The following is a 13,970-nucleotide window of genomic DNA, read 5'->3' on the forward strand; positions in this document are numbered from 1 at the left end:
TTTTTTTCACTGCCGCAGCACAGTACCAGCTTAACCTTTCACCGCTCCCGCGGTCAGCCCCTTGATGACCATTTCCTGGGACATCATATAGAGGATGAGAACCGGGATCACCGTGATAAAGATAGCCGCCATCATGGCGCCGTAATCCGTGCCGTGCATGTTGCTGACCATGGTCAGTATTACGCAGACAGGCTTCAGCTTCTGATCGGATATGTAGACCAGGGAGGTAATCAGATCATTGTAGGACCAGATAAATACCATGATCCCTACGGTAGCAAACATGGGCTTCGACAGCGGCACCGTGATATGCTTTAAGACCTGAAACGGTCCTGCGCCGTCGATAATGGCCGCCTCATCCAGTTCGTTTGGAAGGGAGCGCATATAGGACGACAGAAGCATGATGGCGAAGCAGAGATTACCCGCCACCTGGGGGACGATAACCGCCAGGTACGTTTCCCGGATCGGAAGGCGGCTTACCGTAACGAAGTTGGGGATCATAGTTGCAAATGCCGGAACCAGAAGACAGGCTACCATGCCGGCCTCCACCACCTTTCCGACTCCCGAATCGAACCGTCCCAGACCGAATGCAGCCAGGCCTCCGAAACAGACCACTCCCGCCACCACGCCTCCGGATATCAGGAAGCTGTTAAAGAAGGAGCGGAACATGTTCACATCCGGATACGAAAAGATGGAACGGTAATTGGAAAAATCCAGGCTTTTCGGAAAGGCTACTCCATTTAACAGAATTTCTTCCGAAGGCTTAAACGAATTTTCAAATACCCACAGAATGGGAATCACGGTTATCAGAAGCCAGAAAATGAGAACCGCGTATAACAGGATACTGCTGATTTTTAGTTTTTTATTTCCCATGCCGTCTCTCCTTACTCTTCGACATCGGCCTTCAAAAGCTTCCGAAGCCCGATGGTCAGCAATACGCCGATGATGATCATCACCACCGCGATGGCGCTGGCGTATCCGCCGTTGTATTTCTCAAAAGCAGTCTGGTACATATAGGTGCTTAGCAGCTGGCTGGAATTCATGGGGCCGCCCTTGGTGATCACGTAGATGGTGTCAAATACGCGGAAACATCCGGATACGACGAGCACTACGGTGGAAACCAGCACATCTTTCAACATCGGGATCGTAATATAGAAAATCTTCTTCACCGGGGTAATGCCATCCAGCATGGCGGATTCATAGATGTCCTCCGGAATCTTGGAGATACCGGTTAAGAAAATAACGAAATAGAAGCCGATATACTGCCACAAAACAGGGATCAGGGCCAGATAGATCGCGGTCTTCGGCGTGATCCACACCTGCTTGTCATATCCCAGAAGTGTGACAAAGTAATTTAAAAGTCCGTATTCATACTTGTAAATCAGAGTGAACATCAAGCCGATCGCCGTACCGGAAATGACGATCGGGAAGAAGTAAACCGTCCGGAACAGTTTAAATCCGTGATGGGCGCTGTCCACCATGATCGCCAGCAAAAGCGCAAATCCCACCTGGAAAATCAGCACACCCGCGATCAGAATCGCCGTATTTTTAAATGCCACGGGCATGACCATGTCCGAGAATATCCGCTTATAATTGTCGAGACCAATCCATTCACTGGTAAGCGCAAAATTATACCAGGAAGAAAAGCTGTATATTACCGTCTTTATGAGTGGATAGATCAAAAACGCCATAATCAGGATCATGGCCGGCGCGATACAGATCCAAACATATTTTTTACCTTTCAGTGCCACGTTTTTTCCTCCTTGTTATGAGCACTTAGCGGGCGTCCTTTGGCCGCTTACGTGCGATACATGTCATCTCCACTTAGCGAGGTCTCTCACGAGCTTAGTGGAGTGACTTGTTATGAGCACACGGAGGCTGTACCCGTTCGAGCACAACCCCCGGCTTTCATCACTGTCTTTCCCGGCCGCCTTACTGACCGGACTCATTCAGCTGTTTGGCCTGTTTGAGCACCTCCGCGCTCGTCATCTGGCCTTCGCAGACGTACTGGATTCCATTGTTTAAGGTCTCATACGCCTCATGATTCACCTGAGAGTCAAGAGCTGCATCCTGGTACTGCGCCTTCTCCAGCATGGTTACTGCGCTCTTTAAGAGTTCGCTGGAATTCTCCGGTGCGTCGCAGACGATGGCAGGGCTTCCGCCGTAGGCGATGAATCTGGCCATGGTCTCCGGTGATGTCATATATTTTAAGAATTTTAAAGTCTCTCCGCTTCTCTCATTGGCCGCTTTTGTCATATGCCATCCGGAGGAAAATCCTGCAATCGCACAGTTTTCGCCGCCTGTACCGCCCGGAAGCGTCGGCATGGAGATGATTCTCATGTCCGGATTGCCCTGAAGGCTCTCTGTACACCAGGAACCATTGATCATCATAGCCGCTTTTCCTTCTGAAAAGAGCAGTCTTACATCATCCTCTGAGATGGTGAAGGTGTCCTTCGGCAGTCCGCCTTTCTGGTAAAGCTCTGCGATGCAGTCGATGGCAATGCCCCAGCTGTCATCAAAGTAATTTCTGTGGTTTTCCTTGCCCGAAGCGCCCATAATGAAGTTTTCCGTGGTGATATACGGCATTCCAAGGGACATGGACAGCGTTACGATATCGTTCTGGGAAAATACTTCGTTTGCCTTCATGATATTTTCCCATGTGGTCGGCTCTTCCAGTCCGTACTGTTCAAACAGCGCTTTGTTATAGAACAAACCTTCATAATATCCGATGAATGGGAGCGCGTACTGCTTTCCCTGATACTGAACATTTTCCAGCGGGGACTCCTTGAAGTTTCCTGCCCATTCCGGGTCTGCCTTCAAAATGTCTCCAAAATCCACGAACAGCCCTGAGTCCTCGAAGGTCTTCGTATAAGCCTCGCCCGTATAGTAAAGAACCAAGTCCGCCGGATTGCCTGCTGCCAGATCGGCCTGAACCTTCGTCTTGAATAAATCGTTGCTTCCAGAAGTCGGCTGGGACTCGTCAACGATGGTGATGCCCGGATGGTCCTTCATGTAATCGGCACACACCTCTTTCCAGACCGGCGCGTAGGCATCGGAACCTGCGAAATATGTTACGACACGAATATCTTCTTTTACAGTCCCTTCTGAAGCATCTCCCCCGGCTGCTTCCGTCTTTGCGGAATCCTCTGCGCCCTTACCGGCTTCCGTCTTTCCCGCTTCAGTCTGCCCCGCTTCCGTCCTGCTGTCCGCCGTGCCGCCCGCACAGCCCCCCAGCAGTGCTCCGGTTACCGCCAGAGCCGTCATCAGTACCACAGCTTTTCCTGCTTTTTTCATGATTTCTTTTCCTCCATTTTCATGCGCAGCTGCGCAGTTTTTGCTATTTATATTGATTTATTGTCTGCCTTATTTATTTGGAGCTTTACCGGCTCTCCCTCACTGCGCTTTCCACAGCGATTCTTCCGTATACCAGAGCCAGCGAATGGCTCAGGCCAGGCACGGTCAGAGGATAATCCACGGCTACCCGGTTTCCCTGCACATTTCCCGCAACGTATAGACCGGGAATGATCGCTCCTTCTGTGTCGTAACAGTGGGCCTCCTCATCACTCTGGATTCCTCCCATAGCCGCGATCATGACTGCCGGTGTAAATTTTGCTGCATAAAATGGCCCCTGTTTTACTGCAAACAGCCGGTCCTTTCTCTTGCCGTAGTCCGTGTCCTCCCCCTTCTCACAGAGACGGTTGTACTGTTCCACCGACGCAAGCGCCGTATCCGCAGGAAGACCCGTTTTCACAATCAGCTCCTCCAGCGTCTCCGCTTCCAGAAGAACGCCATCCTCCACCGCTTTCCGGACATACTTCGGTGCGATGTAGTTGTCGATAAAGCAAAGCTTATCATAAACCATCCCGCTCTCCAGCTCCTCATCTTCCATGACGGAGCACACAGAGCCGTGGTTCGGATACTCCTTCGGTATATAGCTTCTCCAGTTCCCGTCCACGATCTGCCACGCCGTCTTATCCGGCAGGTTCTCAATCTGGCTTCCCAACTGCTGTCCCGGCGCGTCCTCATTGACGAACCGCTTTCCACGGGTATTTAGAAGCAGGAAATCCGCTACGCCGAACACACTCCCCATATGATGAGCGCAGGGCGCGTGCGGGCTGTCCTGGAGCTTCGCCCCCGCCCAGAGCGCCATCTTATGACCGTCACCCGTGTTGGATGGCTGCCGGTCCATGTCGTAGCTGGTCCACTGCTTCGGCGTCTCCATCATTCCAGGCAGGAACCGTCTCAGCATTGCTTCATCGCTCATGTAATCTCCCGTGGCCAGAATGACCCCCTTTGAGGCGTAAGCCTTTATAAGGCCGCCTTCCCTGGTCCCGGCGATCACGCCTTTCACCCGGCCGTCACCGTTTTTCAATAGCTTTTTTACCCGTGTATTGAAGAAGGAGGTCACATTTCCCGTCTTCTCCGCCAGTTCAAAATTACCGCGGCACAGGGCGATATGGGATGGACGAATCCATGCAGTCACCTGGTAGCATTTGAAATTCTCCCGGGCGTTGTCAAAACCTTCCGGGAGAGGCAGACGCCTCGGCTGTACATAGCATTTTACACCCTTTGGGGGGACCTGATCGGTACGATCCAGTACCGCAATATCTTCCAGCCCCTCCAGATACCAGTCGAATGCCTTTCCAGCTTCCTCCGACCAGCGTTTCAAAATATTCTGACTGGCCTTATAGGCCATGTCGTGCATCAGATTGTTGACAATCTCTGTTTTATTCAGATCATCCCGTCCCCAGCGTTTCGCCACCTTGCTGTCCATGACGGCGAAGTCTCCGGATCTGGCCTGAACGCATCTGCATTTTTCAAAGAGAAGAACCTTTTGTCCCATCTCCGCCGCCTGCCTGACGGCCGCCACTCCGGCCAGACCGCCGCCTACCACAATGATATCCGCGGACACTGTTTCGGTTATGGTTTCTTCCCTGATCCGTGGCTCTTCTCCCAGCCACGCTTCCCCTTTATATTGATTCAAGGCTGTTCACTCCGTTTCTTTTTTCTTATTATATAATGCACAATTTATATCCACAACTATCACAACTGATAGTATATTTTCACAAGAAAATAGAGGGGTATTTTGCATCCCCTCTTCATAAAAAGTCTCCCTTCCGCTTAGTTCCGGAAAACAGGAGGCTTGCTATTTTCAGCGGTTTAAAGGCTCACATCTGTCAATATAGTCAAGCAGCGCCTCACATCCTTCACAGATATCCCGGTAGGTAGAATCAAAATCTCCGGTATACCACGGGTCGTCGATATCCCTCGGATTCGACCCAAAATCCAAAAGCCTCGAGACTTTTCTCTCCGGGTCGCTTCCCAGAATTCTCATCATGTTGGTAATGTTCCACTGCTCCATCCCGATGAGATAATCGTACTTGTCATAATCGGCCTTCGTCATCTGCACTGCCCGTTTTCCCTCTGTGGAAATACCGTACTGGCGCAGTTTGTTCCTCGTTCCGTGATGAACCGGATTGCCGATTTCCTCACGGCTGGTAGCCGCGGACGCAATGTAAAAACGGTCGGCCTGACGGCGTTTTTCTACCATGTCCTTCATGACGAACTCGGCCATGGGGGAGCGGCAGATGTTGCCGTGGCAGACGAAAAGTATTTTTATCATATCTTTTATATCCCTTCATAAGCCTTTAAATGCCTGTAATTACTGGCTTTCCAGCATTTTTTTATTTTTTGGTTTTGCCTCTCTCTACGCATATCTACATAAATCTGCGTAAATTACCGGGCAAATGGTGTAGTAAGTGGATCAGTAACTGACACACACAATATAACTTCTTACTCATATTCTCGAATCACTACATCCACTACATCTTTTAATACGTTTGGAATTTCCGCTTGAAGTAATTTCTTTTCCAACTCAGTTCTATCTACAATCCACCTTTGCATGTATGGTTGATTGCTATGATACCGGTTTCCAAGACTAATTCTATTTCCATAATAACATTCAAGTTTTCCAATCTGGGAACCATCTTCATCAAATAATTTAACACCACCAGCATCAATTGATATGTTCCATCCAAAAGCCAACAATGCTTCTTTACTAAAACCACACATAATATTGCTTTGCTTAAAACTCTCTATGCCATTATGATGCATGGTAATATTATAATGTGGCTCCTCATAGAAATCATCTCTTCTCTGCAATACCAATTTTGAATTTCTCTCATACGCACAAGCTGCATATTTTGATTTCATACCAGGAATATTTAAATAAGTCAGCATAAAGCCAAATATTTCTTGTTTATAAGTGTAATCAACAACAGCGCCCGCAAGTACTACATTCTCATCTGGTACATTCGTTTCCAATATTTCCCGAATTTGTAACAACTGTTTTTCTCTGCTAAGTTCTGAAAATTTATCAACATTACTGATTAGTATTCCTTTATTCTCACACCAATATGATGGCGTAACTAACAATGTATATGGCTCTGATGCTGACAAAATAATACGTGCCAATTCATTCTCTACTCCATCCCATCTACCAGATACCCAATCTTTATACAATACTCGGAAGAATGCAATATTTACTTTATCACAAACAACTCGGCAATTTGATGAGGAACGATTTAGTTTTATAAGTTTTGGAATTTCTGGCAGTTGTTCCGCATAATCAGCTGTTCTTCTTTCAACATCATCCAAATTTATTTCCAGGCTTTTTTCAATTCTCTCCTTCATTTCTATGACACAATCATATCCATTGATCCATGGGGTATCTCTTGTTGTTTTTATCAGCTTTTTTATTCCGCATTCTGGAATTATTGAAAAAAATTTTTTATCTTCCCTCAAATATTTTTCAAACTGCTTTGGCCACAATGTTTCCAGCATAATATTTGAATATAGTGCAACATTGAAATCATCATCGTTACAGTGTTTTTGAACAATCTCATAGAGCACAGATCTACTATTTTCATCAAAACACCATAACAACTCATATATCATCAGCAACCACTCTTTAGCTCGATAATGATAGCTATTCCAGTCCATCTCGATATTTTTCAGATACCTATTATCGCATCTTAACATTGCAAACACCCCTGTCAATGCTGTCCGCGCGGCATCTGCATCCTCTGATAAAATCAGCAGCTTCATTATCTGATAAAACAACGTCTCTATTTTATCTGCATAGTCCCAGTTAATCAGATTATAATAATCATTGTCTTCCTCTATCTCCGGTTCTTGAAAATGTCCAGCTGCTGTCATCCAGCTCCTCTGCATTTTTATAATTTCATCCATTCCTTCTTTGCAATATTGTTCCCCCTGTTGATGCATCTTCCATCGAACTATTTCTGGTAAATCTAATTCCAAATAATTACTTTCCCGTTGTACTACATCATTCAGATAATCGCAAATTGCCTGATCAGAAAGATCTGGTGTGGACTGCTCAACTAAATACTCTAAAATGCTATTATGGCTGATACTATAAGAATCTTTTCCAAATTCATATCTTAACAGTTCTTTAAAAATTTCTTCTGGCATTTCATGTCTATCTATCAACTCCTGAATCACTTCTTTTAATTCGGCCTTTTTTACAGTGCTTTCATCACCTAAAAGGTATTTCTCAATAGTTTCAATTGATATCTCACTAATGGAAACTGAATTTACGGAATCACACCACCTGTTCGGAATTATATATTTAACAGGATCTGAACATAAATTGATGTATGCAGCTCCATATTCTTTAAGTCTGTGATATATAGACTTAATTTCACTTTTTTCCGCACACAATTCAACTGCTCTCTGAAGCGAATGAATAGTCGCATGATTATCTTCATTTCGCCAGTCAAGGAGTCCCATACCTATTGCCCATATAGAAAGCAACTCGGCTTCTTTCAATTTCACATTTTTCAAATATCCAATCAGACCATCCACCAAATAAGAAGGCATCTTAAATCCCTGCGCAAGATAATGGTTATTTTGCAAAATTCCTTCTATTTTCGGATATCCGCCACTGAATATGTCTGCAAATATTTTGCTATTTAACGTATACTCAAGACGATTATCTCCTACTAATTCCATTTTATCCGAAATTTCTTTCACTGTTTCCGCATATTCATATATGAACTTATCATTATATTCAACAAGTGTATTATACCAGCTTAGCAAATAATCTCCAGCGTACTCTTTATGAGATACATATCCAACAACTGACCACCGAGCTTTTTCCAACACATTATTCATATCAATTGTATCAATATCATACCGCTCTTTAACTGTACAAAAATCTTGAATAATTCGATTGCGATCCCCTATGCTTTCATTCCAAACTTTGCCATCTTCTTCCAGCCATTCATTAAACCAGTCATGTATCCGATTTTTATTATTTCGATAATAAAATATACCAGTATCCAATAATTGATTAACCGGATTTATAGAAAATACAGTCTCACATATATCATCCACGGTACCTTTAAACTCTTCAGCTTCATTTCTTGACAACACAATATACGCTTTAAGTATAAATGGTCTTAAATGAATGGTCTCAAAATCTCTGTCATTTGGATTCCAGTGTTTTATTAATAATGTAGTCATGAGCTGCTTCATTTCCACTACATTTTCAAAGAACTTCTTTCCTGCATGTTTTGCAGATAACCATTTCCCTATAAAGCAAATATTATTAAAATACATCCCAAAATAAGAACGATTGTAATGACTATGCTTTTCCATGAAAGTATCCGTTATGGATGGCGCCAATTCACTTCTTGTTTTTGGCTGCAAATATGCTGCTACAATTGCATAAATACTATAATATGTCATTAAATTTTCAACATGGTTGTCTGGTAAATCGACATTTTTAATCTGATTCCATATTTCCTCTTTATAAACATTAGACCACTGTTGAGGATTCGCTACAATCTGCATAAATGTAGATATTAATTTTCCCATACTATTTCGTGACAACCTATCACGTAAAACATTATCTACATGTTTGATATCTTCATATCGATTTTGCTCGATTAACTTCTTTACACCTTCAACAAGCGGATCTATATATACCAATTCTAATGTATCTAATGCACTTGAAAGTTCTTCGCCTGATAAAAATAAAAAAATATTTTTTAAAACAGATTCTGCCAAATGATATGCAACTCTATTATTAATTTCTGCTAACTCTCTCATACCATACAAAATTGAAAATTCTCCTGAACGACACACACATTCAGCCAAATTATCTGCGACATTCTGAAATCCTGAAGAAAAGAATTCCTTGTCATCATCCTCAGATACCATGTACGTGTATATTTGTGCAATGTCTATTTCAGAAAACCAATTTTTAAATAGGCTCTTGGCTCTATTTAATTCTCCCCCATCATACAGACGCTTTACTAAACTTATAACTGTATCCAGTATATCAAAATTCCATACAGATTCCGGCTGTACATAACATTCATATGGGTGAATATTTATTGATGTCAAACTTTTTCTAAAATTCGATCCTTCAATTTCATAACTGCTTTTTTCAATTTGATCAATAGTCATATATCCCAAAGCCAAACATCTCATATTCGTCCAATCAATCGGATTATGAGCAATTATACCTTTTAAAATGTCTTTGGAGATTTCTCTAAGTTCACTTATTTCAACACCATGAACATATGCTGAAATAATGTAATCTGCAGAATAGACCTTTGTAAATTCTTTTTCTCGCCCCGCCAGCTTTAGAAAGCGTAAAATATCGCTATAATAAGCCAGACTCTTCTCTTTCAAGTTCAAGTAATAATCCGAAAGCCCAGTGTATACCTCCCTGACGTGATCTATATCCTGTCCTATGATTCCAGATAAATACAGTCTTATATCATTATGTAATAACGTATAATTTTCACCATTTGCAATCAGCAGCGGTCTTAGTGCCATCAACACATTTTTCCATCCTGATACAGAAATGTTTTCTTCCGGAAAAAATGCCTGCATTTTTACTGCATTAATAGGTTCATTAAAAAAAGCAAACACTCCCGCCATTTTATAATCCACAAACGGAATTTGCATATTTTTCTTTGCCGCATCCCATATGGATTTATAATACTCTTGAATGTTTCCACTTAATTTTCTATTTTTCAACTGTTCCTCGAGTTTCACCGGATCAGACTGCTGCATAGCTTCATGTACTGCAAAAATTGCTGCAAGCGTATTCCCCTGCGCATATTTTCCTATAAGATTTGATATCTGCTGTTTATTAACTGCATTTTTCTCTGGCATTTTATCTTCTACAAGCGTTAAAATATCCGATACCTGTAATGGTGGTACAATTATTTCTTTTACGTTCTTTAATTCTTCAAATAGCCACAGCGGATAATTCTTATAGTCTTCCTTCGGCTGGCCTGCCAGAAGAATCTTCACATTTGACGGAATATATTCTGGATCTGGGAGCGTAGCTAAAAAAGTTTCTTCCAAAAAACCAGCTCTTGCTGCATGATCTATTCCATCTATTGCAATAATAAATGTTCTTTCATTATCTTCCGCATACCTAGATGCTATTTTAAAAAATTGCTCTTTCATTTCTTCCAGTGTCATTAATCCATTAACAACAGGAACATTATACTTTTGTAATTTGCCTTTTAAAAGTTTTCTAAGCTGATTAAAAAGTTCATTCCAGAAATTCGTCTTGTCAACACGTTTTGAAACATCCATAGGAAGATATTCCTTTGATGGATCTATAGGCTCATATGCATAATACCTGATATCAACTATACTATTTCTTTTTCCACTGATTTTACTTACAATATTTGTCTTTCCAGTACCTGGAATTCCTGATAAGAAAACAACCCTACTGTTCCCATCTAACAGTTCTGTTTCCAGTTTATTTACCAAATCATTTCGACTTTGAAAAAATGGTTCTGACGGAATTAAATCATGGTTGTAACAAACTGTATCTTCGTCTACAGCAAGAGCTGCATAAACATCTTCTGCCGTAATGCATGAAGCTATTCTTATAGAGGTTGTCCAATTTCTTAATGCGTGATCCAGTTTCATCAATAAGGTTTTCGCCACATCTGGCTTCGCATTAAATGCCATCTGCAATTTTTTTAACAAATCTTCCTCTATTTCAATTAGGCCCACTTGATTTGTTTCTATTTCAAGGCAACGCAAAAATGATAGTTTATCCTCATCCTTTTCAATATACTTCAGCTGTGATTTCCATTCATTCCATGCTGATTCGTATTCCGGAAATACTATCTCATTAAATGTTTTTGCACCTATAATTTGCTCTTTTAGTTCCTCCCAAAATGTCTTTAATGCTGGACGCTTAACACTTCTGCCCTGCCCAGCAAAAGATACTCTATTTCCTGCTTTCCTGTTTGTAAATAAACAGACTCTTGTTCTTTGATACTTATCCTTTTCATCAATCCAGGATTTCGCAAGTTCTCCCAGAAGTGAATACTTGTTTTTCTCATCTTTTTTTGAATTATCAATCGCAATAAGATTTCCAAAGGTCAATGTATCATCAGCTCTTGTATGCTTTACCTGAATAAACAATTTTTCTCCAGCCTCGTATGTTACCACCACATCATCCAGGCCTAGTCCTATGTCAGCTTGTAACTCTACGCATTTTATGTTGTTATCCGGATTAAGCATATCTATGATATACTGCTGTCCTACAGACCATTCATACCAATATGGATCTCCCATTCCAGGCTTTGTTTTCTCGGAATAATTCATTTCCTAATTCCCCTTTATAAAAAGAATCCTTTTAAACAATGAAACAATTTAAATATCTGTCAATTCTACGATAATCTTTAACCACTATTGATGAACCGCGTTTCTCCGTTGTTGCACTTAAGGCCTCTTTTAATCGATCAAGTTTTATATTGGAATACTGCAGCTTAGCCAATATGTATATATCATAATAATCCCTTGGCCTTGTGTTTTGATCGCCTCTGGATATCACAGTTTCCAACTTCTCTGCAATTATTGTTTCTAAGTTATATGCAAGCACTGAAATGCTTCTGTCTTCTAACAAGAAGTTTAAACCGATATTCTATTTCTTTTGGAGTTATCCTATCACCTTGCCTTTAACTGCATTGCATTTTTCACAACAGTACCTCCAAATATGACCTGAGTTTTATTTCAACCTTTAAAAGTTTTGCTAGTTGAGATAAAACAGGAATATTTTTATCCGAATTAGCTGCATAACGCTTAAAAGCTTCTGTTACCACCTGAATGTCCACATGGCTATGAGGCTTTAAAATATCACAGAGCGTTCGTTCTACACTATACGCTCTTACAGCATTTCCACCCGGTGTAGTCACTTCTTGTATTCCCAAATCATATATCTCTTTCTTACACTGCACACAGCGAATATTCTCTTTCTTTGGGTTTGTCAAATTGTAATTCATTGGAAAAGTCATGTGATATTTGTTCGGTGTTCGATCTGTTAAATTCCATAGAAACAATGCTGTTTCGTGGGAATAAACTCCTCTTTTAAAACGATTCTGTAAATTAAAAATTTCATCATCCCAAACTTCCGGCAAAATGTAAATACCTCGGGAGGATTTCTCTATCATTCCCTTATCAACAAGGTATTTAATATTCCCACGTGAAAACCCTGCTGCAACCACCATTGCAGTAGTAACTGTTCCATTATTCCCTTTTGCCATCTTAATAATCTCTTCAGTTGCTCCCACAATAATCCTCTACTTTCTATTGACTTTTATGCTTATTATTATACGTTTTCAAAGCGTGAAAGTCAACAAGTATACATCTTCTTGTCAAATTGGGTAGACGATGTCCACCCAATTCGCAGTATAATCCAGTATATTTTAGATTTCTACAAAATTATTAAATTCATTCATCTTTTGCTATTTTGTCATTCAAGGCTCTTTCAAAAATGGTGTAGTAGTGGTGTAGTAAACGCCTTTCTCTGCCATGAAACTATTGATTTTACAGGTTTTTCCGGGACTTTTCAAGATATTGCCGTGGCAGACGAAAAGTATTTTGATAGTATTAACATTTTTGTTAGTCATTGATAAAATCTCCGTTTAATTTTGATATGTTAATCTTACTATAAATATATAGCATGAACAAGTATAGCTTTGTACTTATACCATTTACAAGCGGATTTCCATTTAGTATAATAAACGCAGGCAGTTCCTACTGCTGGGTGACTTCCATCTCCGAAAGGGGGTGGTATAACATGAGTACATATGAGACGAGACACTTTCTTTGATGATTGCGTTTGGGGTACTTATCGTTATGATTATAGGTACAAAAAAATAGTCACCCGCCGTCCAAAGCAAATGTGACTATTTTTGTAGAAACATAACTTTTTGGAAGCCACTCGCTGGAGTGAACTGCCTTTTTTGTACCTTTATTATAAACCAATTTTGATTTATCTGTCAATCACGATTTTTCAGTGCTTTTCTTGACTTTTAATTCATTGGCTTTCTTCGCCATAAAATCACTCTCCTTCTACAATAGCGGCTTGGACATCTCTTTCATGTTGAAATTTTCCATAACAATCATATCTCTCTTTCCGGTTCTACCGTGACGCGTTTCGTCCTCATGGCCTTAGCGGTCATTGATTATTTTCAGGTTATTAATATCCAGCACCACAACCGTGAATTCCGGCCCGCCAGGGTTTTGACCGACTGTTCAATCCTGGAGAACATGACCTCCGCATCGTACGCCGGCTCGCTACAGCCGTAATTCATCTACCGGGCTTGAATATTAATGTAATAAATTTTGTCTGTATAGATTTCATACTCTCTCCTGGTCTGGAATATGGAGCAGACGCATATCTCCCTGGTTCTTTCGAACCTCCAGCCGGATATCATCGGCGTTTGAGGGACGCAGTTTCCTCCTGAACATTTGAAGGAATACGTGTCAAATGGTATCAGACGGTGGGGGAAACGGCCCTCTTTAGAAGCAGGCTTTATGCCTGCTGTTAAAAAGCTAAGTGTGCCCTTTTCCTCTTTATTCACGATACTAAACATAAAATTTTTAAAAAAGTTGTTGAAAAA

At 41.5% G+C, this 13,970-nt stretch carries 9 protein-coding genes; 1 reads left to right on the top strand and 8 read right to left on the bottom strand.

Annotated features, from left to right (window positions below):
- Positions 1–30 precede the first annotated feature (30 nt).
- From M1L66_RS24415 to M1L66_RS24450, 8 genes are all read right to left on the bottom strand, one after another.
- A complete protein-coding gene (locus M1L66_RS24415) occupies positions 31–870 on the bottom strand; it encodes a carbohydrate ABC transporter permease (RefSeq protein ID WP_002602584.1) in 840 nt (279 codons plus the stop codon).
- 11 nt (positions 871–881) lie between these two features.
- Positions 882–1,748, bottom strand: coding sequence for a carbohydrate ABC transporter permease (locus M1L66_RS24420; RefSeq protein WP_002602583.1), 867 nt, complete (start codon positions 1,746–1,748; stop codon positions 882–884).
- Positions 1,749–1,929: 181 nt separating this feature from the next.
- Positions 1,930–3,291 carry an ABC transporter substrate-binding protein gene (locus M1L66_RS24425; RefSeq protein ID WP_187024073.1) on the bottom strand — a complete coding sequence of 454 codons (1,362 nt, stop codon included), beginning with the start codon at positions 3,289–3,291 and terminating at the stop codon, positions 1,930–1,932.
- A gap of 85 nt (positions 3,292–3,376) precedes the next feature.
- Complete coding sequence (locus M1L66_RS24430; protein ID WP_434688667.1) at positions 3,377–4,981, bottom strand: FAD-dependent oxidoreductase; 1,605 nt, start codon at positions 4,979–4,981, stop codon at positions 3,377–3,379.
- Positions 4,982–5,149: 168 nt separating this feature from the next.
- The gene (locus M1L66_RS24435; RefSeq protein WP_434688668.1) at positions 5,150–5,620 is read right to left on the bottom strand and encodes a low molecular weight protein-tyrosine-phosphatase; all 471 of its coding nucleotides are present in this window, start codon (positions 5,618–5,620) and stop codon (positions 5,150–5,152) included.
- Positions 5,621–5,790: 170 nt separating this feature from the next.
- Positions 5,791–11,670 (bottom strand): hypothetical protein, encoded by a 5,880-nt coding sequence (locus tag M1L66_RS24440; protein ID WP_434688669.1) that lies wholly within the window; start codon positions 11,668–11,670, stop codon positions 5,791–5,793.
- 31 nt (positions 11,671–11,701) lie between these two features.
- Positions 11,702–11,947: a nucleotidyl transferase AbiEii/AbiGii toxin family protein gene (locus tag M1L66_RS24445; RefSeq protein ID WP_434688670.1), complete on the bottom strand. Its 246-nt coding sequence runs from the start codon at positions 11,945–11,947 to the stop codon at positions 11,702–11,704.
- 94 nt (positions 11,948–12,041) lie between these two features.
- Positions 12,042–12,635, bottom strand: coding sequence for a type IV toxin-antitoxin system AbiEi family antitoxin domain-containing protein (locus M1L66_RS24450; protein ID WP_434688671.1), 594 nt, complete (start codon positions 12,633–12,635; stop codon positions 12,042–12,044).
- 541 nt (positions 12,636–13,176) lie between these two features.
- On the opposite strand from M1L66_RS24450, the gene M1L66_RS24455 reads away from it, so the two are divergent.
- On the top strand, positions 13,177–13,227 hold the full coding sequence (locus tag M1L66_RS24455; RefSeq protein WP_235622266.1) for a hypothetical protein: 51 nt from the start codon (positions 13,177–13,179) through the stop codon (positions 13,225–13,227).
- Positions 13,228–13,970: the final 743 nt, after the last annotated feature.

This window comes from Hungatella sp. SB206, assembly GCF_051132295.1.
GTDB classification, from domain to species: domain Bacteria; phylum Bacillota; class Clostridia; order Lachnospirales; family Lachnospiraceae; genus Hungatella; species Hungatella effluvii.

Coding starts and splice junctions, on each gene's coding strand:
- M1L66_RS24415 (WP_002602584.1), bottom strand. CDS start 870: ATGGGAAATAAAAAACTAAAAATCAGCAGTATCCTGTTATACGCGGTT.
- M1L66_RS24440 (WP_434688669.1), bottom strand. CDS start 11,670: ATGAATTATTCCGAGAAAACAAAGCCTGGAATGGGAGATCCATATTGG.
- M1L66_RS24425 (WP_187024073.1), bottom strand. CDS start 3,291: ATGAAAAAAGCAGGAAAAGCTGTGGTACTGATGACGGCTCTGGCGGTA.
- M1L66_RS24435 (WP_434688668.1), bottom strand. CDS start 5,620: ATGATAAAAATACTTTTCGTCTGCCACGGCAACATCTGCCGCTCCCCC.